Source organism: Caballeronia sp. LZ065 (assembly GCF_031450975.1).
Taxonomy (GTDB): Bacteria; Pseudomonadota; Gammaproteobacteria; order Burkholderiales; family Burkholderiaceae; genus Caballeronia.
Genome location: NZ_JARUXV010000004.1, coordinates 465,940 through 491,951, shown reverse-complemented (window position 1 = coordinate 491,951; position 26,012 = coordinate 465,940). Strand labels below are relative to the sequence as shown.

26 protein-coding genes are annotated in these 26,012 nt (G+C 64.6%); 18 read left to right on the top strand and 8 right to left on the bottom strand.

Going from position 1 to position 26,012, the window contains the following annotated elements; all coding sequences use genetic code 11:
- Positions 1-3 precede the first annotated feature (3 nt).
- From glgA to QCE63_RS28805, 3 genes are read left to right on the top strand one after another with little or no spacing between them, the layout of a single operon-like run.
- Positions 4-1,467, top strand: coding sequence for a glycogen synthase GlgA (glgA, locus tag QCE63_RS28815; RefSeq protein WP_309837943.1), 1,464 nt, complete (start codon positions 4-6; stop codon positions 1,465-1,467).
- A gap of 55 nt (positions 1,468-1,522) precedes the next feature.
- A complete protein-coding gene (locus QCE63_RS28810) occupies positions 1,523-2,323 on the top strand; it encodes an SDR family oxidoreductase (RefSeq protein ID WP_309837942.1) in 801 nt (266 codons plus the stop codon).
- Between the two features lie 35 nt (positions 2,324-2,358).
- Entirely contained in the window at positions 2,359-3,795 is a 1,437-nt protein-coding gene (locus tag QCE63_RS28805; RefSeq protein WP_309839306.1) for a dihydrolipoyl dehydrogenase, read from the top strand.
- A gap of 84 nt (positions 3,796-3,879) precedes the next feature.
- On the opposite strand, the gene QCE63_RS28800 is transcribed toward QCE63_RS28805, so the two are convergent.
- The 3 genes from QCE63_RS28800 to QCE63_RS28790 all read right to left on the bottom strand — a co-directional run bounded on the left by QCE63_RS28800 (position 3,880) and on the right by QCE63_RS28790 (position 6,946).
- Positions 3,880-4,236 carry a hypothetical protein gene (locus QCE63_RS28800; RefSeq protein ID WP_309819941.1) on the bottom strand — a complete coding sequence of 119 codons (357 nt, stop codon included), beginning with the start codon at positions 4,234-4,236 and terminating at the stop codon, positions 3,880-3,882.
- Between the two features lie 276 nt (positions 4,237-4,512).
- Positions 4,513-5,397 carry a 3-hydroxyisobutyrate dehydrogenase gene (gene mmsB / locus QCE63_RS28795; protein ID WP_309837941.1) on the bottom strand — a complete coding sequence of 295 codons (885 nt, stop codon included), beginning with the start codon at positions 5,395-5,397 and terminating at the stop codon, positions 4,513-4,515.
- A gap of 16 nt (positions 5,398-5,413) precedes the next feature.
- A complete protein-coding gene (locus QCE63_RS28790; protein ID WP_309837940.1) occupies positions 5,414-6,946 on the bottom strand; it encodes a CoA-acylating methylmalonate-semialdehyde dehydrogenase in 1,533 nt (510 codons plus the stop codon).
- 207 nt (positions 6,947-7,153) lie between these two features.
- On the opposite strand from QCE63_RS28790, the gene QCE63_RS28785 reads away from it, so the two are divergent.
- The 3 genes from QCE63_RS28785 to infA all read left to right on the top strand — a co-directional run bounded on the left by QCE63_RS28785 (position 7,154) and on the right by infA (position 10,103).
- Positions 7,154-8,128 carry a LysR family transcriptional regulator gene (locus QCE63_RS28785; RefSeq protein ID WP_309837939.1) on the top strand — a complete coding sequence of 325 codons (975 nt, stop codon included), beginning with the start codon at positions 7,154-7,156 and terminating at the stop codon, positions 8,126-8,128.
- Positions 8,129-8,308: 180 nt separating this feature from the next.
- Complete coding sequence (gene corA, locus QCE63_RS28780; protein WP_309837938.1) at positions 8,309-9,286, top strand: magnesium/cobalt transporter CorA; 978 nt, start codon at positions 8,309-8,311, stop codon at positions 9,284-9,286.
- A gap of 550 nt (positions 9,287-9,836) precedes the next feature.
- Positions 9,837-10,103, top strand: a complete 267-nt coding sequence (infA, locus tag QCE63_RS28775; RefSeq protein WP_062264840.1) for a translation initiation factor IF-1 — start codon at positions 9,837-9,839, stop codon at positions 10,101-10,103.
- 181 nt (positions 10,104-10,284) lie between these two features.
- Here the strand turns inward: infA and QCE63_RS28770 are convergent, their stop codons facing one another.
- The 3 genes from QCE63_RS28770 to zwf are packed head-to-tail and all read right to left on the bottom strand — an operon-like array spanning position 10,285 to position 13,584.
- On the bottom strand, positions 10,285-11,163 hold the full coding sequence (locus QCE63_RS28770; RefSeq protein WP_309837937.1) for an HAD family hydrolase: 879 nt from the start codon (positions 11,161-11,163) through the stop codon (positions 10,285-10,287).
- On the bottom strand, positions 11,163-11,984 hold the full coding sequence (locus tag QCE63_RS28765; protein ID WP_404990203.1) for an ROK family protein: 822 nt from the start codon (positions 11,982-11,984) through the stop codon (positions 11,163-11,165). Before QCE63_RS28765 ends, QCE63_RS28770 begins: the two co-directional genes overlap by 1 nt.
- Positions 11,985-12,018: 34 nt before the next feature.
- Positions 12,019-13,584 (bottom strand): glucose-6-phosphate dehydrogenase, encoded by a 1,566-nt coding sequence (gene zwf / locus QCE63_RS28760; protein WP_309837936.1) that lies wholly within the window; start codon positions 13,582-13,584, stop codon positions 12,019-12,021.
- Between the two features lie 220 nt (positions 13,585-13,804).
- Between zwf and QCE63_RS28755 the strand changes: the two genes are divergently transcribed.
- From QCE63_RS28755 to QCE63_RS28730, 6 genes are all read left to right on the top strand, one after another.
- Complete coding sequence (locus tag QCE63_RS28755; protein ID WP_309837935.1) at positions 13,805-14,680, top strand: arylamine N-acetyltransferase; 876 nt, start codon at positions 13,805-13,807, stop codon at positions 14,678-14,680.
- A 62-nt stretch (positions 14,681-14,742) separates the two neighbouring features.
- Positions 14,743-16,446 (top strand): penicillin-binding protein 2, encoded by a 1,704-nt coding sequence (locus QCE63_RS28750; RefSeq protein ID WP_309837934.1) that lies wholly within the window; start codon positions 14,743-14,745, stop codon positions 16,444-16,446.
- Between the two features lie 152 nt (positions 16,447-16,598).
- Positions 16,599-16,964 carry a hypothetical protein gene (locus tag QCE63_RS28745; protein ID WP_309837933.1) on the top strand — a complete coding sequence of 122 codons (366 nt, stop codon included), beginning with the start codon at positions 16,599-16,601 and terminating at the stop codon, positions 16,962-16,964.
- Positions 16,965-16,974: 10 nt separating this feature from the next.
- Entirely contained in the window at positions 16,975-17,286 is a 312-nt protein-coding gene (locus tag QCE63_RS28740) for a hypothetical protein (protein WP_309837932.1), read from the top strand.
- Between the two features lie 267 nt (positions 17,287-17,553).
- Positions 17,554-17,862: a hypothetical protein gene (locus QCE63_RS28735; RefSeq protein WP_309837931.1), complete on the top strand. Its 309-nt coding sequence runs from the start codon at positions 17,554-17,556 to the stop codon at positions 17,860-17,862.
- Positions 17,863-18,043: 181 nt separating this feature from the next.
- Positions 18,044-18,352 carry a beta-xylosidase gene (locus tag QCE63_RS28730; RefSeq protein ID WP_309837930.1) on the top strand — a complete coding sequence of 103 codons (309 nt, stop codon included), beginning with the start codon at positions 18,044-18,046 and terminating at the stop codon, positions 18,350-18,352.
- 20 nt (positions 18,353-18,372) lie between these two features.
- Here QCE63_RS28730 and QCE63_RS28725 read toward each other — a convergent pair whose 3' ends face one another.
- Together QCE63_RS28725 and QCE63_RS28720 are read right to left on the bottom strand one after the other, a co-directional pair.
- On the bottom strand, positions 18,373-19,230 hold the full coding sequence (locus QCE63_RS28725; RefSeq protein WP_309837929.1) for a formate/nitrite transporter family protein: 858 nt from the start codon (positions 19,228-19,230) through the stop codon (positions 18,373-18,375).
- An 82-nt stretch (positions 19,231-19,312) separates the two neighbouring features.
- Positions 19,313-20,374, bottom strand: a complete 1,062-nt coding sequence (locus tag QCE63_RS28720) for a HoxN/HupN/NixA family nickel/cobalt transporter (protein WP_309837928.1) — start codon at positions 20,372-20,374, stop codon at positions 19,313-19,315.
- A 223-nt stretch (positions 20,375-20,597) separates the two neighbouring features.
- Between QCE63_RS28720 and QCE63_RS28715 the strand changes: the two genes are divergently transcribed.
- From QCE63_RS28715 to QCE63_RS28690, 6 genes are all read left to right on the top strand, one after another.
- Complete coding sequence (locus QCE63_RS28715) at positions 20,598-21,602, top strand: fatty acid desaturase (RefSeq protein ID WP_309837927.1); 1,005 nt, start codon at positions 20,598-20,600, stop codon at positions 21,600-21,602.
- Positions 21,603-21,650: 48 nt separating this feature from the next.
- Complete coding sequence (locus QCE63_RS28710; protein WP_309837925.1) at positions 21,651-22,466, top strand: PhnD/SsuA/transferrin family substrate-binding protein; 816 nt, start codon at positions 21,651-21,653, stop codon at positions 22,464-22,466.
- Positions 22,467-22,839: 373 nt separating this feature from the next.
- Complete coding sequence (locus QCE63_RS28705; RefSeq protein ID WP_309837922.1) at positions 22,840-23,835, top strand: LLM class flavin-dependent oxidoreductase; 996 nt, start codon at positions 22,840-22,842, stop codon at positions 23,833-23,835.
- A gap of 217 nt (positions 23,836-24,052) precedes the next feature.
- A complete protein-coding gene (locus QCE63_RS28700) occupies positions 24,053-24,298 on the top strand; it encodes a hypothetical protein (protein WP_309819900.1) in 246 nt (81 codons plus the stop codon).
- A gap of 460 nt (positions 24,299-24,758) precedes the next feature.
- Positions 24,759-25,010, top strand: coding sequence for a hypothetical protein (locus tag QCE63_RS28695; protein ID WP_404990202.1), 252 nt, complete (start codon positions 24,759-24,761; stop codon positions 25,008-25,010).
- Positions 25,011-25,433: 423 nt separating this feature from the next.
- Positions 25,434-25,844 carry a helix-turn-helix domain-containing protein gene (locus tag QCE63_RS28690; RefSeq protein WP_309837919.1) on the top strand — a complete coding sequence of 137 codons (411 nt, stop codon included), beginning with the start codon at positions 25,434-25,436 and terminating at the stop codon, positions 25,842-25,844.
- The last annotated feature ends 168 nt before the right edge of the window (positions 25,845-26,012 follow it).

Below are 26,012 nucleotides of genomic sequence, written 5' to 3'. Positions count from 1 at the left end.
CCGATGACCGTACGCGTGCTGCATGCCGCAGCAGAAATGTTTCCGCTGCTGAAGACCGGCGGTCTCGCCGACGTGGTCGGCGCCCTGCCGCCCGCGCAGTCGCAACTGGGCACGCATGCGCGCGTCGTGCTGCCGGGTTTTCCGGCCGTGCTCGCGGGGCTTGAGGACCTGCAGCCGGTCGCCGAGCTGGGCGCGGCGTTCGGTGTCGGCCAGATCCGGCTCGAACGCGGCGTGCTGCCGCCGCACGGGGTGGTCGTGTACGTGGTGCGGGCGGACCCGTTCTACGACCGCCCGGGCAATCCCTATCTCGATGCCGCGCATCGCCCTTACGCCGACAACGACCGCCGCTTCGCGCTGCTCGGCTGGGCCGCCGCGCGCATCGCGACGGGCGCCGATCCCGCCTGGAAGCCGCATATCGTCCACGCGCACGACTGGCATGCGGGACTGGCGCCCGCCTATCTGCGCGCGTTCGAACGCGCGGGCGCCGCGAAGACCGCCAGCGTGATGACGGTCCACAACCTCGCCTACCAGGGCACGTTTCCAGCGTCGGAATTCGGCGCGCTGCAACTGCCCGGCGATTTTTTCGCGGTGGAAGGCGTCGAGTTCTATGGCCTCGTGTCGTTCCTGAAGGCCGGCCTGTATTACGCCGACCGCATCACGACCGTCAGCCCCACTTATGCGCGCGAGATCCAGACGCAAGCTCACGGCGCGGGTTTGCACGGCCTGCTGCAGACGCGCACCCACGACATCACCGGCATCCTGAACGGCGTGGATTACGCCATCTGGAGCCCGGCGGTAGATGAATCCATCGCGACGAAGTACACGCCCACGCGCGTCTCCGGAAAGTCGAAGTGCAAGTCGGCGTTGCAGGAACGCATGGGCCTGGAGCGCGACGACAACGCGCTGCTGTTCGGCGTCGTCAGCCGGTTGACGGAACAGAAGGGGCTGGATTTGCTGTTGTCGGTGGTGCCGGACATCGTGCAGCGCGGCGGGCAACTGGTCGTGCTCGGCACCGGCGATCCGGCGCTCGAAACCGGCATGAAGAACGCGGCGGCGGCGCATCAGGGCGCCGTGGCCGTGGAACTCGGTTTCGACGAGACGCTGTCGCATTCGATCATCGCGGGCAGCGACGTGGTAATGGTGCCGTCGCGCTTCGAGCCGTGCGGGCTCACGCAGCTTTACGCGCTGGCGTATGGCTCGCTGCCGCTGGTGCATCGTGTCGGCGGGCTGGCGGACACCGTAACGGATTGCTCGCTCGAAAATCTCGCCGACGATCTCGCCACCGGCTTCGTCTTCGACACGTTCGATCGCGCCACCGTGGTCAGCTCGATCCGCCGTGCCTTCGCGCTGAAACAGCGGCGCGCCGACTGGAAGACGGTGGTCAGGCGCGGCATGGACCAGCGCTTCAGTTGGGAAGCGGCCGCGCTCAAGTATGCGGAGGTGTATCAGGGGCTGACCGGCGGCTGAAGCGCGGGCGCATGCCTTGCTCCCGATCCGTCACCCTCAGACACGGACGGAGCATATGCACAAACCCCTCGCAGGTCAGATCGCGCTGGTGACGGGCGCAAGCTCGGGCATCGGCGAAGGCGTGGCGCACGCGCTCGCCGACGCGGGCGCGCACGTCGCCATCAACTATCATGCGCACGCCGAACCCGCCGAGAAGCTCGCCGCCGCGATCAATGGGAAAGGCGGCGAAGCGTTCGCGGTCGGCGCGGATGTCGCCGATGAAACGCAAGTGGACGCCATGTTCGACGCCGTCGTGCGGCGCTGGGGCACGCTCGATATCGTGATCGCGAATTCCGGCTTGCAGCAGGACGCGAAATTCACCGAACTGACGCTCGCTGATTGGCGGAAGGTCATCGATACCAATCTCACCGGCCAATTCCTGACCGCCCAGCGCGCCGTGCGCGAATTCGAGCGGCGCGGCATGCGCGACGTGTCGAAGGCGCTGGGCAAGGTCATCTGCATGAGCTCCGTGCACGAAGTCATTCCGTGGGCGGGACATGTGAACTATGCGGCGTCGAAGGGCGGCATCCAGATGATGATGAAATCGCTCGCCCAGGAAGTCGCGCCGCAGCGGATCCGTGTGAACGGCATCGCGCCCGGCGCCATTCGCACGCCGATCAACCGCGACGCCTGGGACCGGCCGGACCAGCTCGACAAGCTGCTGACGCTGATTCCGTATGGACGCATCGGCGAAGTCGAAGACATAGGCCGGGCGGCCGTCTGGCTCGCCTCCGACGACAGCGATTACGTCGTCGGCACGACGCTGTTCGTCGACGGCGGCATGACCCTCTATCCGGGCTTTGCAGACAACGGCTGAACGATGACAGCAACACGGGGACGCTTATGAAGGACATGAAGGACATGAAGGTGGATGTGGCGGTGATCGGCGCGGGGACGGCCGGGATGGCGGCGTTTCGCGCGGCGCGGCTCGCCGGCGCGCGCGCGGTGTTGATCGAGAGCGGCGAGTTCGGCACGACCTGCGCGCGCGTCGGCTGCATGCCGTCCAAGCTGCTGCTCGCGGCGGCGAACGGTTTGCACGAGGCGCGGTCGCTGGCGGCGCGTGGCGTCGAGGGCACGCATGCGCTGGAAGTGAACCGCGAACATGCGCTCGATTATGTTCGGCGCGAGCGCGATCACTTCGTCAAGAGCGTGCTGGAAGAAGTGGAGTCGTTTCCCGACGACTGCATCGTGCGCGGCCAGGCGCGCTTCGAGTCGCGAACGCGCTTGATGGTTGGTGGCGACACGCGTATCGAAGCGGCGCGCGTGGTCATCGCGACGGGCGCGGCGCCGAACGTGCCGGACGAGCTCAAGGTGTTCGGCGACACGCTCATCACCAGCGACGACCTGTTCGAGTTGCACGCATTGCCCGCAAAAATCGCGGTGTTCGGCGCGGGACCGATCGCGCTGGAACTCGGCCAGGCGCTGGCGCGGCTCGATGTCGAGGTCTTCGTCTTCGGCAAGGGCGGCAGCGTGGCCGCGCTCACGGATGCGCCGGTACGCGACGCGCTGCGCGCCGCACTCGCCGACGAGTTCTATTTCGATCCGGACGCGAAGTTCGACGGGATGTCTTTGGAAGACGGCCTGCCAACTTTGCGCTTCACGTCGCCGGAAGGCGAGCGGCGCACCGAACGTTTCGATCTCGTGCTGGCGGCCACTGGCCGCGCGCCGAACCTGAAAGCGTTGGCGCTGGACAAAGCAGGCATCACGCTGAACGACCAAGGCGTGCCGCTATTCGAAGCAACCACGATGCAATGCGGCGACAGCACGATCTTCATTGCAGGCGATTGCGACGGCACGCGTCCCTGGCTTCACGACGACGCCGACGAAGGCAAGCTTGCTGGCGACAACGCCGCGCGCTTCCCTGACGTGCAGGCGATCAAGCGCAAGGTGCCGTTCTCGCTGGTCTTCTGCGAGCCGCAGGTAGTGATGGTCGGCGCGTCCTATGACGATCTCGATAAACAAATGACGGTGACAGGGGAAGCGTCCTTCGAGGATCAGGGCCGCAGTCGCGTGATGCGACAGAACCGCGGGCTGCTGCACGTCTACGCCGACGCGAAGAGCGGCAGGCTACGCGGCGCGCAAGGCTGCGGTCCGGCGATGGAACACCTCGGGCATTTGCTTGCGTGGGCGTTGCAGCTCGACCTGACGCTCGATGAAACACTCAAGCTGCCTTTCTATCATCCGGTGGTTGAGGAAGGATTGCGCAGCGCGCTCAAGGATGCAGACGCGAAATGTTATGAACAGCGCTCCGAGACGCCGCCAACATTGGCGAGTGCAGCAGGCTGTTGACTCTTGCAGCAGTGCACAAAAAATGACGCCGGTTGCGCATGCGCGACCGGCGTTTCATTCTGACCTTGGAACGCGGCGTGAGACTTAATTGCCGCTCAAACCATATTGCAGTGCAAGATCGAAACCGAGGACGACCATCGAACAGAACAGACCCAGCGAGAGATTGGCCAGTCGATGACCGACATCCTTGTGACGGGTCAGCACAGCGCCTGCGAGGAACGCGATTTCCACGATGACTTGCATGCAGAACACGGCGACCATCAGCGCGAACTCATAACCCATCGCGTTGAAGTTCATGAAGTTGAAGCCGTTCACTGCAACCCAGGATCCCACTCGCCATACTTCGTATGCCAAAAGCAGCAACGGAAAGAAATAGCTGGCGACATAAGTCGGCACCGTGGCGTGCCGCAATTCCATGTTCAAGTGTCGTGTAACTTGCATCGCGTACTCCTCATCTGATTGCCCGAAAACGACGGGCGTTCTACCAGCACCGTGGCGCTACCGGAGCGTTCGTAACGAACGGCAGACGGGCGTCGTGCTTTCAGAATAGGACAATTTTCTGGAAAGCGAATCATCGTATTCCCGATGGTCTTTCCCAGTAAGGACCTGCGAGACGCGTTGTGCAGTGCAACTGAACAAAGCAGTTATAAATGGAGGGCAGGACCGGCACGCACGGTCGTGCCGCCTCCCTCATTCGTTTGATACCAATAGCCGCTATCAGTTCTTCCCGTACAGCTTGATGATGCCCGAGAAGTCGAGTCCGCCGAGGCCTTGCTGGCTCATCGATTGATAAAGCTGCTGCGCCAATGCGCCCATGAAAACCGGCTGCCTTGCGCCACGCGCTGCATCGACGGCAAGTCCGAGATCCTTCAGCATCAGATCCGCGCCGAAGCCGCCCGCATAGCCGCGCGAGGCCGGCGCCGTCTCGATAATCCCCGGATAGGGATTACACGTATCCGAACTCCAGCAGCGTCCCGTCGACGTGTTCACGATGCTCGCCAGTTTCGACGGATCGATACCTAGCGTTTCCCCCAGCTTCATGGCTTCCGCTACACCGATCATCGAGATCGCCAGCAGCAGGTTGTTGCAGATCTTCGCAATTTGACCCGTGCCGGTTTCGCCGCAGCGCACCATGTTCTTGCCCATGCCGCTCAGCACGGGACGCAGCGTGTCGAACAACGTTTCGTCCGCACCGACCATGAAGGTCAGCGTGCCCGCCTGCGCCCCGACGACGCCGCCCGACACCGGCGCATCCGCGAACGGATTGCCCTGCTTCGCCGACGCCTCGCCGATCAGCTTCGCCGTAGCCGGGTCGATCGTGCTGCTGTCCACCAGCGGCACGCCCTTCGCGACGCCCGCGAGCACCCCGTCGTCGTTCAGATAGACGGCTTTGACATGCTGCGCCGCGGGCAGCATCGTGATGACCACTTCCGCGCCCTCCACCGCCGCGCGCGGCGACTCAGCGAGCGTCGCACCCGCCGAGCGCGCTGCGTCCAACGCGGCCGGCACGAGATCGAATGCCGTCAGCGCGTGCCCCGCCTTCAGCAGGTTTGCGGCCATCGGGCCGCCCATGTGTCCGAGACCAATGAAACCAATCTTCATCGCCGCCTCCTTGTCGTTATTTCAGTGCGATGGTGGTGTTCACGCCGTCGTTCACGGTGGCGTCGTCGAACCAGCGCGCCGTGACCGTTTTCGTCTGCGTGTAGAACTGCACGACCTGCTTGCCGTACGGTCCCAGGTCGCCGAGCTTGGAGCCGCGTGAGCCCGTGAAACTGAACGACGGCACCGGCACCGGAATCGGAATGTTGATGCCCACCTGACCGATGTCGATCTCGCTCTGGAATTTGCGCGCCGCCGCGCCGCTCTGCGTGAACAAGCCGACGCCGTTGCCCATCGGATTGCGGTTGACGAGCGCGATGGCGTCGTCCAGCGTCTCGGCTTCGAGCACGCACAGCACCGGACCGAAGATCTCCTTCGTATAGATCGTCATCTCGGTATCGACGCCCGTGAAGATGGTCGGCCCAATGAAGTTGCCCTGCTCGTAGCCCTGCACGCCGATGCCCCGGCCGTCGAGCGCGAGCGTCGCGCCTTCTTCCACGCCCTGGCCGATCATCCCGAGAATGCGTTCCTTCGCCGCCTTCGAGACCACCGGGCCGACATCCGTGCCCGGCTCCGCACCGCCGTTGACCTTGAGCGTCTTCGCCTTCTCGACCAGTTCCGGCACCCACTCCTTCGATGCCCCGACGAACACCGCCACCGAAGTCGCCATGCAGCGCTGTCCCGCCGCGCCAAAGCCCGCGCCGACGAGCGCGTTGAGCGTCTGTTCCTTGGTCGCGTCGGGCAGCACGACGGCGTGGTTCTTCGCGCCCATCATCGACTGCACGCGCTTGCCGTGCTGGCTCGCGAGGTTGTAGACATGCGTGCCGACAGCCGTCGAGCCGACGAAGGAAATCGCCTCGATGTCGGGATGCGTGCAGATCGCGTCGACGACGTCCTTGCCGCCGTGCACGACGTTCAGCACACCGGGCGGCACGCCGGCTTCGAGCGCCAGTTCGACCAGTTCCATGGTCGAGAGCGGGTCCTGCTCGGAGGGCTTCAGCACGAAGGTGTTGCCGCACACGATCGCCATCGGGAACATCCACAGCGGGATCATCGCGGGAAAGTTGAACGGCGTGATGCCGGCACAGACGCCGATGGGCTGACGCAACGTATAGGTGTCCACGCCGCCCGCGACGTTCTCGGCGAATTCGCCCTGCTGCAACGTGCTGATCGAGCACGCATGCTCGACGACTTCGAGCCCGCGGAAGATGTCTCCTTCGGCGTCGGCGAGTGTCTTGCCCTGCTCTGACGTGAGCGTCTGCGCAATGCGCTTCTGGTTCTGCCGGACCAAGTCCTGGAAGCGCAGCATCAGCCGCATGCGGACGCCGAGCGGCGTCGTGCGCCAGGTCTGAAACGCCTTGTGCGCGGCGGCGACGGCGGCATCCACTTCGTCCATCGTCGCGAACGGCACGCGGCCGACCACTTCCTGCGTGGCCGGATTGATGATGTCGCGCCATTCCGCGCTCTTTGATTCGACGAACTGGCCGTCGATCAGCAGTTTGGCCGTGCGGACGGACGCATTCTGCGCCGGATGTTCAGCAGCGATATTCACGAGACACTCCTTGCTTGGGAAATTGCCGACAGGCAGGAAAGGCGGAAGGAAACAGCGAGGACAAGCGGAGGGACGCGCCGCGCGGGCGCTGGAAGGAAGAGCATCGTGTCTCCGTCTTGTTGGTATTCGGCCGCAATGATGCAGGCTCGTTTCCTGAGTATAGTTATGCAAAAGTCCATCATGGCGCGATAAAAACACCCGATCGATATGCAAAAAACTCCGACGCCAGCCGCCCCGCTCGACCTCGCCCGGCTCAACTGGGACGACCTGCGCTACTTTCTCGAAGTTGCCCGGACGCAGCGCGCCAGCGGCGCGGCGAAGCGGCTCGGCGTCGACTACACGACCGTCGCGCGGCGCGTGCGGGCGCTGGAAGACGCGCTCGGCACGCTGCTGTTCGACAAATCGCGCAGCAGCGGATTCATCCTGACCGCCGAAGGACAGCGCCTGCTGGCCTATGTCGATTCCATCGAGACCACGGTGCAGTCCGCCACCGAGCAGATCGCGAACACGGGACATGCGCTCTCGGGTCACGTGCGGGTCGGTTCGACCGAATGCTTCGGCTGCTTCTTTCTCGCCCCGCAACTCGCGCGCTTTCAGGACGCGCATCCGAACATCACCATCGACCTGTTGCCGGTACCGCATTTCGTGAGCCTGTCGAAACGCGAGGCCGATATCGCGGTGACGCTCGAACGTCCCGAGCAAGGCCAGTATGTCTATACGAAGCTCTGCGAGTACCGCCTGAGGCTCTACGCCACCGCCGACTATCTCGCGGCCCATGCGCCGATCCGCACCACCGACGACCTGCGCCAGCATCGCTTCGCCAGCTATATCGACGATCTCGCCTTCAGCTATGAACTGCTGTATCTCGAACGCGCGGTGCCGGGCGCGATCTCGCGCTGGCGCAGCACCAGTGTGATCGCGCAATACTTCGCGGCACTGCAGGGCCGGGCGCTGGCCATCCTGCCGTGCTTCATGGCGTCGTCGGACCCGCGTTTCGTGCCGGTGCTGCCCGACGAGATCATCGTGACGCGTGCGTTTTATCTCTCCTGCCGCGAGGATTTGCGCAAGCTGAAGCGCATCACGACGGTCTGGGATCATCTGCGCGCGGCGGCCGAAGCGAACCGCGCCTTCCTCATGGGCGACGAAGCCGAGATGGCGTGGGTGGATGTCAAGGCATCCTGATCGCCCTCGCTTCCAGGCCGAACCGCGCGATGCGCCGTCGGTCGAAAACAGCCGTTTGGGCTAAGATTCAACGGATGAAGGCCACGCGATCGCGCCCCCCGAGCGCCCATCGACGCGTGGCCGGGTCACATCGATAGCGTCACATCGATAACAAGAACTCGATATGAAAAAGGGCGCCCCATGCTGGTCGACTGCGCGGTTTATGAGAACGGCCGAAAGCTCGCCGATGTGCCCATCGACGACATCAACGCGTATCGCGATCGTCCCGACTCTTTCATTTGGGTTGCATTAAAGGAGCCCGGTCCTGGCGAACTTGCCCACCTGACGCAGCAGTTCGGGCTGCATGAACTGGCGGTCGAGGACGCTCAGAACGGTCATCAGCGGCCGAAGATCGAGGAATATGGCGACTCGTTGTTCGCGGTCTTTCACACGGTCGAATTCGACGAAGAAGGCGACGTGCTGGTCGGCGAGATGAACGTGTTCGTCGGCAAGAACTATGTGCTCTCGGTGCGCAACCGGACCACGCAGGGCTTCCAGGAAGTGCGCAAGCGCTGCGAGCGCGAACCGCATCTGCTCAAGCACGGTCCCGCCTTCGTCATGTATGCGCTGCTCGATGCCGTCGTGGACCGTTATTTCCCGGTGCTGGAAACGCTCGGCGCCGAACTCGATGAAGTGGAAGAGCGCATCTTCGAGCAGAAAGGGTCGGTGGAGTCGCGCGAAATCATCGAGGACCTGTACTCGCTCAAGCGTCGCATGACGATCCTCCAGCATCACACGGCGCCCTTGCTGGAAGCCGTCAGCAAACTGTATGGCGGCCGGTCGCCCGGGGTGTGCTCGGGCATGCAGGAATACTTCCGCGATGTGTACGACCACTTGCTGCGCATCGTGAAGACCATCGAGGGACGGCGCGAAATGATCGTCACGGCGATCCAGGTGAACCTCGGCCTGATCGCGCTGGCCGAAAGCGAGGTGACCAAACGGCTGGGTTCGTTTGCCGCGCTCTTCGCCGTGCCGACGATGATCGCCGGCATCTACGGCATGAACTTCAAGTCGATCCCCGAACTTGACTGGGTGTACGGTTATCCGGCCTGCCTCGCGGTCATGCTGGTGGTGGATGTCGTGCTGTACTGGCGTTTCAAGAAGGCCGGGTGGTTGTAGCAAAAAGCGCCCTTGCAGAAACCTTCCGGCGAATTTCATTGTCTAATCAAGCGTTTTAGGCGAAAATAACGCCAGGGCTTGCAAGTTTGACCCGTTGGCCGCATATCAGTCAGGCGTATGTTTCATGCGCCACGGTCCGAAGGCAAGACTTGAAAGTTTTTTGCAAGCTTCGATGCGCGCCACGTCGCTTTTCGCTTCAACCCGCTTTTTTAACCGCACGTCGGCCCCGCAGTTCGCCGATGTCGCCGTCCCGGTCATGCCGGCCGCGGCGCGCCGCTTGAGCGGCCCGCTCGTCCATCCGGCCTATGCCGTCAAGCTCACGACGAGCCTGAAGAGAGACGCAGTGCGCTTCCGTTGCAGCTTGCATCGCGCCGGACGTACCGAGCCATGTATCGCACCGACCTTCGAGTCCGCTGCGACGTCCACGCCGCGACGTCCAGTGACGAGCCGCGTGGCTGCTCATCGGCAGTGAGTGCGGCGCCGGAAGCAACGTCGGATGCGGGCGCAGGACGCGCGGCAGCACCCATTATTCATTACACAGGAGCCTCATATGGCGAAAGAAGAACTCATCGAACTCGACGGTATCGTTGACGAAGTCCTTCCTGACAGCCGCTATCGCGTGACGCTGGACAACGGCGTCGTGGTCGGCGCTTATGCCTCGGGCCGCATGCGCAAGAATCACATCCGGATTCTCGCCGGCGACCGCGTGACGCTGGAACTGTCGGTCTACGACCTGACCAAAGGCCGTATCAATTTCCGTCACAAAGACGAGCGTGCCGGCGGCGGTGGCCCGCGCCCCCCGATGCGCCGCCGTTAAGCGCAACGTTTTTTGCACCTGTCCCACCCCCACTGAGCGTCCGCCTGATCCGCGGCGAACGCCTGAGACGCCCCACCGCGGATTTCACTGACCTTCGACGCAGCCGCCTGCCTCGCGCGCAGCCACATCCGCAGCGGCAGCGCCTCGCGTCGATGTCAATGCCCTCTCGTGGCTTCCCGGCTCAGGCGCCCGTGCGCGCCGCCACGATCGCCTCGATGCCCGTCGCAAAGCCATCGTCGTCATTGCTTTTCGAGACGAGGCTTGCCTGACGCCGCACCGCGTCCGACGCCTGTCCCATCACGATCGAGACGCCCGCGATCTCGAACATCGGCACGTCGTTGCCCATGTCGCCGAGCACGGCCACCCGTTCCAGCGGCACGCCAACCAGCCGCGCCAGTTCGCGCACGGCGGTGCCCTTGTTCGCGTCGATACTGGTGACGTCGAGATAATAGGTCTGCGAGCGGGCCGCGTGACCGCGTCCGTGCAATTGCTGCTGCAAGCCGGTCTCGACGCGCTCGAGCAATGCCGTGTCGGCCGTGGAACCGACGATCTTGTCGACAGCATCGAGATCCAGGTCGTCGAAACGCGTGACACGCACGCCTTCATAACCCACCGTGCGCGTTTCGAGCGGCACGTAGGTCGCGTCGGGATGGGTGAGATACCACGCATCGTCGATGAACACCCACGCATCGACGCCCGCCGCCGCGAGCGTCTCGAGCGAGGTCTGCACGACGTCGCGCGGCAGCTTGTGCGACGACAGCACCTTCCACGTGCCCGGCTCGACCAGACTGCCGCCGTTGTACGACGCGTAAGGCATGTCGATCCCCAGCGCCTCGACGATATGCCGCATGCCCTTGCCCGGCCGGCTGCTCGCCGCCGTGAAGCGCACGCCCGCGGCTTGCAGGCGGCGCACGGCGTCGATCGCGGGCTGGCCGAGCGCCTTGTCGGTGTAGAGCAGCGTGCCGTCGCAATCGGTGACGACCAGTTCAATGTTCGCCAATGCCTCGAACACGTCCGCTCCGGCCGTGCTCGACAATCCGTACTTGCTGTCGCCGGCCATCAATGCGCTCCTTCACGCTGGTTGAAATGCGGCAATTGCCGCGTCTCGCGCACCGAACGCGGATGCCACAGCCGCGCGCCGCCTTCGATGCCCGCCGCATTCGACACCGTCGCCACGTTGTCCGGCAGCTTGAACTTGATGTTCGCGGCATTGCCGCCGCCGATCCACAGCTTGTCGTAGTTCACGAGCGTCGCGAGGATCGCGATCGCCTTCTCGACGCGCCGGCTCCAGCGCTTCTTGCCGGCCTTTTCGCGTGCCGCGTTGCCGAGGTACTCGTCGTAGGTCTTGTCCTTCGCGATCGGATGATGCGCGAGTTCCAGATGCGGCATCAGCTCGCCGTCGCGAAACAGCGCAGTGCCCGCGCCGGTGCCGAGCGTCAGCACCATCTCGATGCCGCGTCCCTCGATGGCCGCGAGCCCCTGCATCTCGGCGTCGTTGATCATGCGCGCGGGGGCGTTGCCGAGCCGTTCGGACAGCAACTGGGCGAGCGGCACGCCGCGCCAGGCGGGCGTGCCGAGATTCGGCGCGGTCAACACGATGTTGTCGCGCACCACGCCCGGGAAGCCGATGGAGATATGCGTCGGCGGCGTGGCGACAATCGGCGCGATCAGCGTCATCAGCGTCTCGACGACCACGTCCGGTTTGGCCGGATGCGGCGTCGCGACGCGCAGCCGGTCGCTCTTCATCTGGCCGTCCTCGGAAATGATCGCCGCCTTGAGCCCCGTTCCGCCGATGTCGATCGCGAGAATGCGTTCCGCCTTGATCGCGAGTTTGTCGGCCGTCACGTGGGTTTTTTGTCTGGTTCTGGATTCGGTGCTCACGTGTGTTGTCCTTTTAGTGAAGTTCGAGTGGTGCTCAGCTCTTTTTGACCGGATCGGTCAGCGCACGCCAGGTGCGGCCGTCCTCGGCCAGCAACTGGTCCGCCTGCGCCGGGCCGGCGCTGCCCGCCGCATAGCCGTGCACGGGCAACGGCGTGTCCGGATGCAGCACGTGATCGACGGCGGCCCACGCCGTCTCGATGCTGTCGGCGCGCTGGAACAGCGTCTCGTCGCCCAGCATGCAGTCGTACAGCAGCGTCTCATAGCCGACGTTCGCGCGTTCCGCGAAGTAATCCGAGTAGTTGAACGCCGAACGCGCCTTGCCGATCTGCATCAGCGGACCCGGCACCTTCACGTTGAAGTCGAAGGTGGTGCCGTGCGCGGGATCGATGCGCAGCGTGAAGACATTCGGCGTGAGCGCGTCGACGGGCGTATCGCGGAACAGCAGGAACGGCACCGCCTTGAGCGTGATCGAAATCTCCGTGCGGCGCTCGGTCAGCCGCTTGCCGGTGCGCAGATAGAACGGCACGCCGGCCCAACGCCAGTTCTCCACATACACCCGCGCCGCCGCATAGGTTTCGGTGCGGCTGTCGGGCGCCACGCCCTCTTCCTCGCGATAGCCCGGCCCCGCCGGACCCGCTTCATACTGGCCGAGCACGACATCCTGCGCCGTCAGCGGACGGATCGCGTCGAACACTTCGGCTTTCTTGTCACGCACGGATTCGGCGTCGAACGAATTGGGCGGCTCCATCGCCACCATGCCGAGCAGCTGGAACAGATGGTTCGGCAGCATGTCGCGGAACGCGCCGGTCTGCTCGTAGAACGCGCCGCGCCCTTCCACGCCGATCGTCTCCGCCGCCGTGATCTGCACGTTGTCGATGTATTCGCGCCGCCACACGGGCTCGAACATCGCATTGGCGAAGCGCACGGCCAGGATGCTCTGCACCGTGTCCTTGCCCAGGAAGTGATCGATGCGGTACACCTGCGTTTCCTGCGCGTACTTGAGGAGGCAGGCGTTCAGTTCGCGCGCCGTTGCCAGGTCCGTGCCGAACGGCTTCTCGATCACGATGCGCCTGAAGTTGCCGTCCTTCTCCTCCAGCAGCCCGGCCGCGCCGAGATGTTCGACGATCGGCTCGAAGAAGCGCGCGCCCACCGCGAGATAGAACATCACGCTGCCGGACTTGGCCTTCGCGAGACGTTCCTTGAGGCGCTTGAAGGTGTCCTCGTCAGTGAACTCACCGGGGAAGTACTCGAGCCGCTGCTCGACCCAGCTCCAGGCTTCCTCGTCGAGCTTCGAGGTGTGGAAGGTCGCAGCCTTGTCGGAGGCGAACTTGCGCAGCGATTGCGTGAGCTCGTCGCGCCAGTCGGACGTTTCGCGCTCGCCGCGATTCACGCCGATGATCTCGAGCGCGTCATCGAGCAGCTTGTCCGATGCCAGGTTGTACAGCGAAGGCATCAGCAGGCGCTTGGTGAGATCGCCTCCCGCCCCGAAGATGACAAGCGTGCACGGCGGCGCGGGATGCTTGCCCGCGCAGGTATCGCTCGCCGGCTTGCCGCTTTCAGGTTGGTTCGATTGCGTCCCTTCATTTACATCTTTCGACATGGTGTGGCGCCCCTTATCAATTGCACGGTTGCGTATTGAACCTTGGAGAGACCATCGGCGTTGCGTCACAGTTCAACTGAACCTCAGTTGAAAGCGCGGCCACTCAGCCACGTATGCTTTTTGTAATTTCGATGCTTTCGTGAAGTAAGATATGCACGCTTGCGACAGCGCTCGCGGACATGGCGACAGACATCGAAGCCGACCCTTGCCCGGACTCCACATGAACGCACACGACACTTCACCCGACCTCGCCGCCTACTTCACGCGTATCGGCTTTTCCGCCGCCGCGCGCCCGGCGGCGACGCTCGACACCTTGCGCGCGCTGCACCTGCTGCATCCCCAGGCCATTCCCTTCGAAAATCTCGACGTCCTGCTCGGCCGTCCGGTCCGGCTGGATCTCCCCTCGATCCAGCACAAGCTCGTCACGCAGGAGCGCGGCGGCTACTGCTACGAACACAACCTGCTTCTACGCAGCGTCTTGCGCGCGCTGGGCTTTCGCGTGCGCAGCTTCGCGGGCCGCGTGCTGTGGGGACGCGACCCGAACCATGACACATCGGACCTGCCCGCGCGCACGCACATGCTGCTGCTGGTCGATCTCGACGAAGGCACTTATCTCGCCGATGTCGGCTTCGGCGGCATGGTGCTGTCGGCGCCGCTGGTCTTCGAAACCGGCCTCGAACAGATCACGCCGCACGGCGCGTTCCGGCTGGAGCACGCAGGCGGCGCGAGTGGCGAACCGCGCGCGTTCATCCTGAAGGCGCTGGTGGACGGCAACTGGGCGAGCGTCTATCACTTCGACCTCGATCCGCAGTATGACGCGGACTACGAGATGGCCAACCATTTCGTGTCCACTTACCCGCAATCGGTCTTCGTACACAACCTGCTCGCCGCGCGCCTCGCGCCCGGCGTGCGCTACGGCCTCTTCAACGGGCGGCTGCACATCCATCACACGCACGACGACGGCGCGCCGAGCGAAGCGCGTGTCGCCGCGAATGTGTCCGAGTTGCGGCAGATCCTCGCGAGTGAGATCGGCATTCGTCTGCCGGATGGCGACGATTCCGCCGCGCTCGATGCCGCCTTGTCCCGCCTGCCCTGAAGCCTGTTCTGAATCTTTGGGAACCCGCCGCCGGCATTCCCTAGCTTACTTGTGAGACAACGATGTTCAAGAAGAAGACGCGCGGCGGCAGCGATTTCCAGACGCATCACCGCAGTTCGGTCCTGTCCACCGCCTTGCCTGCCTGGCGCTCGCGGCTGGTCGTCGTGGGCATCACGGCGGCGTTTCTCGCACTCGGCGCGCGCGCGCTGTGGGTGCAGGTGATCGACCACAAGTTCTATATCGGCGAAGGGCAAAAGCGTTACCAGCGGACCTTGTCGCTGTCGGCGACGCGCGGGCGCATCGTCGACCGGAACGGTTCCATGCTCGCCGTCAGCCTCGCCACCTACGAAGTCTGGGCGTCGCCCAAGTTGTTCGACGGCGATCACGGCAACGAGATCGCGCGCCTGCTCGACATGCCGCCGCAGGAATTGCAGCGGCGCATCGACGGGAACCGCGCCTTCGTCCTGCTCAGGCGCCAGGTGGAAGCGGAAGCCGCCGAGCGGATCGCGACCATCGGACGCGCGGGCATCACACTCGTGCCGGACACGCGGCGCTTTTATCCCGAAGGTGAATCGGCGGCCCACGTGGTCGGCTTCACGAATAACGAAGACCATGGCCAGGAAGGCGTGGAACTCGCCGCCGACGCCCGCCTCACCGGCGAAGCGGGTCAGCGCGAAGTCATCCGCGACCGGCTCGGCCGGGTGATCTCGCAGATCGGCGAGATCGATCTGCCGCAGAACGGCGAAACCATTCAGCTGACCATCGACCGGCGTATCCAGCAGCTCGCGCATACGCAACTCAAGGCGGCCATCCTGAAGCACAAGGCGCGGGCGGGCAGCGTCGTCGTGCTGGACGCGAAGAACGGCGAAGTGCTCGCGCTCGCCAATTACCCGAGCTTCGATCCGAACGACCGCGCGCGCCTCACCGGCGAACAGTTGCGCAACCGCGCGCTCACCGACACCTTCGAGCCCGGCTCGACCATCAAGCCGCTGGTGGCCGCGCTGTCCATCGATCTCGGCAAGGTGCGCCCCGATACGCGCATCGATACTGGCCCGGGCACGATCAAGATCGGGCCGAATGTCATTCACGACACGTCGAATCACGGCGTCATTACCGTGGCGGAGGCGGTGCAGATGTCCAGCAACGTCGCGCTGACGAAGCTCGCGCTGCAGCTTCCCGCGAAAACGATCTGGGACAAGTATCGCGAATACGGCATCGGCCGCGCGCCCGAGCTGACCTTTCCCGGCGCGGCCACGGGCCGGCTGCGCTCGCCCGAACGCTGGAAACCCATCGAGCAGGCCACCATGGCTTATGGCTACGGGCTTTCGCTGTCGCTGGTGCAGATTGCGCAGATCTACACGGCCTATGCCGGCGACGGCCGCTTCCACGCCGCCACGCTGATCGCCGGCGACAAGCGCCGCGACGCGCTGCCGGTCACACAGCCCGCCACCGCGCGGGCGGTGCGCGACATGCTGGAACGGGCGATCGGCGAACACGGCACCGGACGCGCGGCGGCGGTGGACGGCTATCGCGTCGGCGGCAAGACGGGCACGGCGCGCAAGCAGATCGGGCGCGCCTATGCGGCGAACAAGTATCGCGCGTCCTTCGTCGGCATCGCGCCGATGAGCGATCCGCGCCTGATCGTCGCGGTGATGATCGATGAACCCGGCGGCACCAGTTACTACGGCGGCACGGTGGCCGGGCCGGTGTTTTCAGGCATTGTCGGCGGGACGTTGCCGTTGCTCGGCGTGCCGCCCGACGCGTGATCCGTCCCGAATCGGGCGCGGGCCTTGCTGCATCGACCGGGATGCCTGCTCGCGAACCTGTCCGAACTGTAAAGGGCGTGTGCTCTAATGCCGGGTTCGGCCCGACACCTCGACCGGGAGCGATCCTCCGAGAGATCCAGACGGAAAAAACCATGAAAAAACTTGCCGCAGCGCTCGCGCTGCCTTTGCTGATCGCCGCCTGTGCGCAATTCCACAACGAAGACGCCGGACAACCCGAAGTCGAGAAATCATCGACTAATGACAAGGTGAACGGCATCGTCCAGTGCATTGACGCAGAAGCGAAAAAGCACGACGCCAAGTACCAGCAGACCTCCATCCCGCAAGGCGTAATGCTCGAATTCGGCGATTCGAACGTGATCAAGGTGCGCTACGACAACGGCGAAACCACCTATCGCTTCTATCCCGGCAAGCGCCACGCGTCGAATCTGTGGATCGAGGGCGCGGGCAAGAAGTGCGCGCCGTCCGACACGCCCAGCACCGACAGCACCGAGAAATAAGCCGGCGATCATGCGCTCGACCAAAGCCATCAACGCCGTCGAACGGCTCAAGACACGCAGCGACAATCCGAACTATGCGGCGGTGTCGATGCCCGGTGGCCTCTTCTATCTCGTGGAACGCTCGCCCGCGGGCTCGGCCCGGATCTCGGACACGATGCCGATGGACGCCTTCGTCGCGTTCGTCAACGCCCGCGACCCGGCCAAGCCGCGCAAGGTCAGCAAACTCGATCTCGCGATGGAAGAGCAGATTGGCCGCAGCGGCAAGCCGGCCGCAAAGCCTCCCGCAGATTCGCCCACAGAGCCGCCAGAAAGCAGCGAATAAGGTTTCACACGTCTCACGCGGCAACGTTCCATGCCGCACCTTCCTCCCGCCCGAGTGTGCGATGACAGACGGAGCCACCCGCCTGTCATTGCGTACATTTTTGTTAACGATCGAGTCAGTTGTTAACCGGCATCGATCGGTCATCCGAAGAAAAGAGCAAAGGCCGCCCGCGACAGATCAAAAAACATGCGCGGGTGAACGGGGTGCCTGGGGTAGCACGCGATCCGCGCGTCGGATGGGGTGCTGCACGGCCGAGAGGAAGACCAGATGAAAAAGAACAAAAGCGAGACCAAGGGCAGCCTTTTGCCCTCGGCAATGGCCGATGTCGAACTTCAGCATATCGAGCGCGCGCTCGCGCAGCTCCGCACCATGAACAACCAGGCATCCGGGACGCTCAACGTCGAGTACTGGCGCGAGCGGCTGACGGCGGTCGTCCAGGGCTATGCGCTGGTGCCGGCGCAGAAGCAGCGCGTTGAAGCCCTGCGCATTGCCTTCGATACGATCGATGCCGGTCCGCGCCATTCCGGTTCGCGCGGCAGGAGCCCGACCAATAGGCTTTGGGCGAAAGCGGCCTGAACCGCCGCTTTCGCCATTCGCGCCAACGGCGCGACTTCCGGACCACGCCCGCGCCTCGTTGCGTTTCGTTTCGTTTCGTTTCGAGCCGGGCGTACCCAGCCGTTCCGCATCTCACGAGTCGCGGCGCGCCAGGCATCGAACCTGCTCGAAAGAACCTGTTTCGATCATGCCCGGAGCCGCCATGTCCAGCCTTTCTCACGAACGGGTCGTTCGTATTGTCGTCGCGAGCCTGATCGCCGCGTTCAGCACCTATGGCGTCGCCCAGATCACGCAGGGCGCGGGCGCCCAGCGCCAGGAGAACCGCCAGTCCGACTCGAGCGCGCACGGCGCGTCCGAGTCCGCGGGCAGTCCGGTGGTTGAATCGAACAAGCCGCAGTCGAAGGAGGCGGCGCAGGGTCGCCGCGCCGCCTCGGGCAAGCATCAGAAGCCCGAGGGCAACACGGGTTTCGACAATGGCCTGTACGGCACCGGCGCGGGCAACAACAAATAGCTGCGAATCCTGGCTGAGCGTCAGTCCGCGTTCCGCTGGCGCGTACCGCTGATCTCCGGCGCGATCGCCGCGTGATTGACGATGGCCACCAGCGACACGCCGCCAATGATATTGCCGATCAGCGTCGGCACGAGAAACACGAAGAAGTAGTCGCCGATGCCCGCCGCGCCGGTCATGACCGCATACGCCGCTTCGACCGAGCCGGCGATCACATGCGTCAGCTTGCTGACCGCCACGGTGTAGGTGACGAGCAGGATCGTCAGCAGTCGCGCCGAGCGCGCGCTCGGCAGCAGCCACACCATCAGCGCGATGAGCCAGCCCGAGAACACGCCCCGCACGACGGTCACGCCGAAGTCGGCGGACAGCGGCGTCATCGCGAGCTTGGCGAGCGCCTCCGTCACGTCGGGCGCGAACACGCCCTGGATCTGCAGGATCGCCGCGAAAATGCTCGTGCCGACGAGGTTGAAGAACAGCACGATAGCCCACAGACGCAGCGCCTTGTACAGCGTCGCGAGATCGCGGCGGGTCAGCACCGGCAGTACCGCCGTCAGCGTGCTTTCGGTGAACAGCTGCTGCCGGCCGAGAATCACGAACACGAAACCGATCGTGTAGCCGAAGCTCGATATCAGCCCGCTCCATGGACGCTTGGGCAACGCGCTGTCCAGGATCGACTGGACCAGGAAGGAAAAACCCATCGAGAGGCCGGCGGCGAGCGAGGAAAACATCAGTGCGAGGAAGGTGCGCTCCATCGCCACTTCGCCTTCCTCGCGCACGATCTCGTGGATCACGAGCGGATGCGGCGCCGAATGCTCGGCGGCCTGCTCCTGCTCGGCGCTGTCGAGGTGCGGCGAGTCCGCGCCGGCTTGGGGGTCGTTCATGATCGTTCTCCCTGGTCGCCGCCCGATGCGGGAATGGATGGGCGGCTGGCGCGTCCATCAAGCAGGAAGAATGCCCGTGACGTCAGCCGGTGACGCTCCGGTCGAGGTCTTCGTAGCCGCGCCACTTCCAGATCAGCGCCGACAGCAGCCAGCACGCCACGAAGAGCGCCACGATCCCATAACCGAGCGCCCCGAAGTGCTCCGACAGCGCGCCGGCCACATCCCACAGTCCGCCGCTCAATTGAAAGCGGTCGGCCATCAGGCCGAGCAGCTCGATGCCGCCGACCAGCACGGCAATCAGCACCGACACGAGCGTCACGGTGAGGTTGTAGTAGAGCTTGCGAAGCGGTTTCGTGAAGGCCCAGCCGTAGGCGCCGGTCATGAGCAGGCTGTCAGCGGTATCGACGAGCGACATGCCGGCCGTGAACAGCATCGGGAACACGAGAATCGACCAGACCGGCAGGCCGCGCGCCGCTTCCGCCGCCGCGATGCCCATCAGGCCGATCTCGGTGGCCGTGTCGAAGCCCAGGCCGAACAGGAAGCCGAGTGGATACATGTGCCAACTCTTGCTGATCAGCTTGAACAGCGGCCGGGCGACACGCGCCAGCGGCCCGCCGGCGGCGGCGAGCAGATCGGCGTCTTCTTCGCGAACCGGCTCGCCGCGCCGCACGCGCTGGAAGGCGCGCCACACGCCGCGCAGCACGAACAGGTTCATCGCGGCGATCAGGAACAGGAACAGCGCCGACACCGACGTGCCGATGAGCCCGCCAATCTGCCGGAACTCCGCGAAGCGTCCCTGCACGGCCAGCGCGGTCGCGGCGATCAGCGCGGTAGCCGCGACGACGATGGTCGAATGGCCGAGCGAGAAGAAGAAACCGGCGTACAGCGGCCGCTTGCCTTCCTGCATCAGCTTGCGGGTGACGTTGTCGATGGCGGCGATGTGGTCGGCGTCGACCGCGTGACGCAGCCCGAGCGAGTACGCCAGCAAGGACGTGCCGAGCAGCAGCGGATAGTGGCGGAACGCGATCAGCGCCCAGATCCAGGTGAGCAGATTGAAAGCGATCAACCCGGCGACGAGGCGGGCGGACCTGCGCGGCACGAGTGGCGAGGTTTGCAGCGTGCGGGACGCGGTGGGTTCGGTCATGGGCGCGGTCGAAGGATCAGGGGCCATGCTGGGCTTCAGGGAGGGCGACGAAGGGCCACGAGCGGCGTCAAGGATACCGTGCCGGATCGCCCGGCCAATAATGATGACGCCCCGAAGCTTATAGCGCCGCGTCAGGAAACCTTAGACGGAATGCTTGGTTTGAGCGCGCGGGACGCGCCGCTACGATGGCCCTTCGCTCAATCTGTCCCGCGTGAATGCCGCCATGCCCCGCTATCTCGACGACGTCCAGCGCATCGAACTGCAAGCCCGCCGCGCAAGCTGGCGCTGGCGCAGCGAATGGCCGACGTGGGCGGTGATCGTCGCGGTGTACGCCGGCTGGTTTGGGGTCGCGCTGAACGCGCGTGCGCTCGGACTCGGGCCCGCGCTCGGACTGCTTGCGCTGCTGTCGTGCTGGTACATGTCGCTGCAGCATGAACTCATGCACGGGCATCCGACACGCTGGCCGCGCGTCAACATGCTCTTCGGGCTGGCCCCGCTCGCGGTGTGGTTTCCGTATGCGGTGTATCGCGACTCGCATCTGCGCCATCACGACGACGATCATCTGACCGAACCCGGCCTCGATCCGGAAAGCTATTACGTGACGGCGGAGCAATGGGCCGGCGCCGGGGCCATGCTGCGCGGTGCGCTCGCCGCGCGCAATACCTTCGCCGGACGGCTGCTGCTCGGCCCCTGGTTCTCGATTGCGGCCAGCTTGCGCGAGGCGTTCCGCGCCGTGGTCGAGCGGCGTTGGGAGATCGTCGCGAGCTGGGTGTTTCATTCTGCTGCGCTGGCGGCGCTCGCCTGGTGGCTCGATGTTCGCTGCGGCATTCCGTGGCGCGCCTTTGTCTTTGGGATCGGCTATGCGTCGCTTGCGCTGGCCTCGGTACGATCGTTCCAGGAGCATCGCGCGTCGGCGCAGGTTCGCGAGCGCACGGTGATCAACGAAGCCGCCTGGCCGTGGCGCCTGCTTTTTCTCAACAATAACTTTCATGCTGTCCATCACGATCTGCCGGGCGCGCCGTGGTTCGCGCTGGGCGAGATCTACGCGCGCCGCCGCAACGCCTATCGCGCCCGCAATGGCGGTTTCGTCGTGCGCGGTTATGGCGAATGGATGGCCCGTCACGCTTTCGCTCCGGCCGAGGATGCGGTGCATCCGGATGCCGCGTCGCTGCGGCCGGACGCTTCTGCCGGCGGACTCGCGACGTCCCGGCGCGGTCTCGCGGGCTGACCCGCGCCGCTGTACCATGCGGCAACGCCGACTTTTCCGATTTCCCCGATGCGCTGGATCGCCGCCCTGCCGATGTACAACGTCAGCTCCGCACTCACGGCGGACTGGCGTGAACTGCTGCATCACGTCCGCGCGAATCTCGCGGACTGGCTGGAGGTGCGCGGCGATACGCTCGATATCGTCGATGCCGGCGCCGATCTGACCGCCTTCTGGCTCCGCGACGACCTGCTGTTGTCGCAGACCTGCGGCTATCCGCTCGTGCATGCGCTGGCCTCGCGTGTGCAATTGCTCGGCGCACCATCGTTCGACCTTCCCGGCTGCAGCGACGGCCGCTATCACAGCGTCCTGGTGGCGGGTGCGCATGTCGGCGCGGATTCGCTCGAGGCGTGCCGTGGACTGCGCGCCGCCAGCAACGCCGCCGATTCCAACAGCGGCATGAACCTGCTGCGACACGCCTTCGCACCGCTGGCGCGGGACGGGCGCTTTTTCTCGTCGGTGCTGTGGACCGGCGCGCACCTCGCGTCGCTGCGCGCGCTGGCGATCGAGCGCCGTGCCGATGTTGCGGCGATCGACTGCGTGACCTTTGCGTTCGCGCAGGCGCATGCGCCGGAGTTGACCGACGGAGTGCGCGTGATCGGCACGACAGCGAACGCGGGCGCGCTGCCGTTCATCGCGTCGCAACGAGTGCCGGCGGATGCGCGGGAACGTGTCTTCCAGGCGCTCGCCGACGCCTCGCGTGCCGACCCGCCGCTGTCCCGGCGGCTTCGGCTCAACGGCGTCGTCCGGCGCACGCTCGCCGACTACGAATCGATCCTCGACTACGAACGCGACGCGATGGCGCGCGGGTATCCGCAACTTGGCTGAGGGGTTTTGCGGCTGAGTGGCTGAGTGGCTGAGTGGCTGAGTGGCTGAGTGGCTATGTGGCTATGTGGCTATGTGGCTGATTGGCTGACCGGCTATGCGGCTATGTGGCTATGCGGCTATATGGCTATTTGACTGATTGACTGATTGGCTGATTGGCTGATTGGCTGATTGGCTGACCGGCTGACCGGCCGAGCGGCTGACCGGCCGACCGGCCGAGCGGCCGAGCAGCACACCGTGACGGACCGTCCCGGCAAGGTTCGCGGAGTTTCGGCACAATCGAGTCTTTCAGCGCCTGGCGCGCAACAGCGCGGCGGAATGTGCCGAAGCGCTCCGCGAAGCCGCGCCCGCGCCGCCACGCTTACGGAATGTCGCAATGATCCCCTTTTCGCTACTCGATCTTTCCCCCGTCCCGCAAGGCTCGACGCCCGCCGACGCGTTCGCCCATTCACTCGATCTCGCGCAGCACGCCGAGCGCCTGGGTTACGTGCGCTACTGGCTCGCGGAACACCACAACATGTCCGGCATTGCGAGCGCGGCGACCGCCGTCGTGATTGGCCATATCGCCGCCGGCACGAAGACGATCCGGGTCGGCTCCGGCGGCATCATGCTGCCGAATCATGCGCCGCTCGTGATCGCCGAGCAGTTCGGCACGCTCGCCTCGCTGTTTCCGGGGCGCATCGACCTGGGACTCGGCCGTGCACCCGGCACCGACCAGACGACCGCGCGGGCGCTGCGCCGCGATCTGATCGGCAGTGCGGAGTCGTTTCCGGACGACGTCGTCGAGTTGCAGCGCTATTTCGCCGATCCCGTCGAAGGCCAGCGAGTGCGCGCCGTGCCCGGCGCCGGCCTGCATGTGCCGATCTGGCTGCTCGGTTCCTCGCTGTTCTCCGCGCAACTGGCGGCGGCGCTCGGGCTGCCGTTCGCGTTCGCGTCGCATTTCGCGCCGGATTACCTGCTGACCGCGCTGGAGGTGTATCGCACGCAGTTCCGCCCGTCGGCGACCCTGAAGAAGCCGCACGCAATGGTCGGCGTGAACGTCTTCGCCGCCGATACCGCCGAGGAAGCGCGTTTCCTCTTCACGTCGCTGGAGCAGCAGTTCATCAACCTGCGCCGCGGCACGCCCGGCCAGTTGCCGCCGCCCGTCGACGCGGTGGCCTGGAGCGATGCTGAACGCGCGGGCGTCGAGCGTTCGCTCGCGTGCTCGGTGGTCGGCAGCCCGGCCGATGTCGAGGCGGGACTGCGCTCGGTGATCGAACAGACCCAGGCCGATGAACTGATCGTGACAGCGCAGATTTTCGATCACGCGAAGCGCCTGCGCTCGTTCGAAATCACTGCCCAGGCGCGCGACGCGATCGGCCAGACGGCCTGAAACGGGTGCGCGGCGGGTTGTCATCGATTGTTGCGGGCTGGACGCCGCTGCTTTTGACAGGCAATAATGAGGAACCGGACGGCGGCGAGCACCTCGGCGCCCTCCGCGTCCGCTTCAACTGCCCGGCCTGACCCGCTTCGCGCGCCCGCAACGATGCGCGCGGGGTTGGAGCGCGGCGCAACAACAATGACGCAGCAAGATGGGAGGAAAAATGTCGATGCCGAGAAGCGCCGTCACGGGCGCCATCACGCTCATGACGGAATATGACGACGCCGGCGGGCAGGAAGTCCGTTCGCTGCGACTCGAACCGGCGGCGGACGGCAAGGCGGTACTATTGATCGAAATCGACGAGCGCAAACCCGGCATTCATCGCGAAGTGCGTTATGAGATAACGCCGGCGGAATTGATTGCCGCCATACGGGCTCATGGTGCGGAATTACCGGGAGAACAACACAATCGTTAAAAGCGATTTAACACTGGCGATTGACAGCATACAATACACACACGCGGGGTAATCGGCCGTCATGCGGCGCTGGCTACGATGACCTTGCTTCTGGCGGATCGTGGCTCCTCAACGTGCAACGTGGCGTACCGTGCGCATCGAGGCGCGCGTCCGTCATTGTGCCGCCCGGATGGATGAATGTTCGCATTCGGGGCAAATGCCGGCAATAATGGCAAGGTGCCCGGGCGCATTAATTGATATTGCGGTAAATACACTAATTGACGCGAGGCACGCACTGCGCCACGCTTCAAGAACACTTCCAATCAAGTCATCGAGCCGCCTGCCGGTCCGCGCGGGATATCGGTTCGTCTTCTGATAATCAAAAAGCTGAATCAGGAAAGCCGTGGACGAAAGAAAGCGAGACAGCATCATTGCGTATTTGCGCAGCCGAATGGTCGAGTTCGGCATTTCGGAAGGAGCGTTGGCCGACTCATTGGCCGAAGTGCCTGCGGAGAATCCGCCGCCCTCCTTCACCAAGACCAACGGGACTCATGGCGCACCCAAGGCGAAGCGGCCCATGCCGCAGTTGCCGTCCATGCCGCATGCGGCGAGCAGTGCCATGCCTATCTTCCGCAATGCCTCCGGCGACACGTGGGACGGCTTGGGCGACATGCCCGAGTGGCTCAAGCGCGCGGTTCATGCGGGACAGGACATCGAGTTCTATCGCGTTTGAGGCGGTTTTTGGTGGGAACGCCAGGTTGGCGTCTGTGTGTGCATTGCCTTCCGCCGGTTTCTGCCGCGTGACCCTGTGTGCATGAGCGCCTGTGTGCCTGCCTTGTGCGGCCGTCATAGGAAATCCATCGGGAATAATCAAGTCGAAAAATTTTCGGCGATGCTTGTCCATCGTCGCTGAAAACGTTTATTGGTACATCTCGGAAAGGCGGCGCACGACAGCCGTAAACCGATTTCATATCGCCCGATCCCGTCCTGCCGTCGTTACTCAACGAGCCTCACTCGACAAGGGGGCACACGTGAACGCATATGAACACCGCAAGGTCGCTTGCGGTGCGATGGGCATTGCCTGTCGCCTGGCGGCCTTCAGTCTGGCAGCGCTCCGATTGGCTCATGCAAGCCGAGCCTGATCGAACGACACGCCATGCTTCCCCGCCCCGATCCCGATACCCTGCCCAGCGTCGCACGACGCATGGAAGCGGGGCGGATGTTGATGGGAGGGGCGTCGGTGGAAACCGTCGCGGATGCGTTGCATCTGTCGGTCCAGACGGTGCGGCGCTACAAGGCGCTTGTTGAAGAAGGCGGTCTCGATGCGCTCGGGAAAATGGCCGTGGGCGGGCGGGCGTCGGTGCTGGATCGCGCGGCGCTCGAGTGGATCGCTGAGGCGTTGCAGGGATCGGCGCGCATGCACGGTTTCGAGAGCGACGCGTGGACCAATGCGAGGTTGCGTGAGCTGATCGAGCGGCGCTACGGGGTGCGTTATTCACGCGTGTATGTGTGGCAGATTGCGACTAATTTGGGGTTGGGGCATTTGTTGTCGAAGTCGCGACGGTGAGAGGCGTTGGGCGGGTCGTCATTGTGGGGATTGTCCTTGATACTCGAGCACGCCGACTGCCGAGGTGACGCGGGGGTGTCAGTATTTCCGTGTTCGAGGCAGATTGAGTAATTACACGGAAGGTCGAACGAATCGATCTGCATAAAGGATAGCGAATTGGTTCATGGC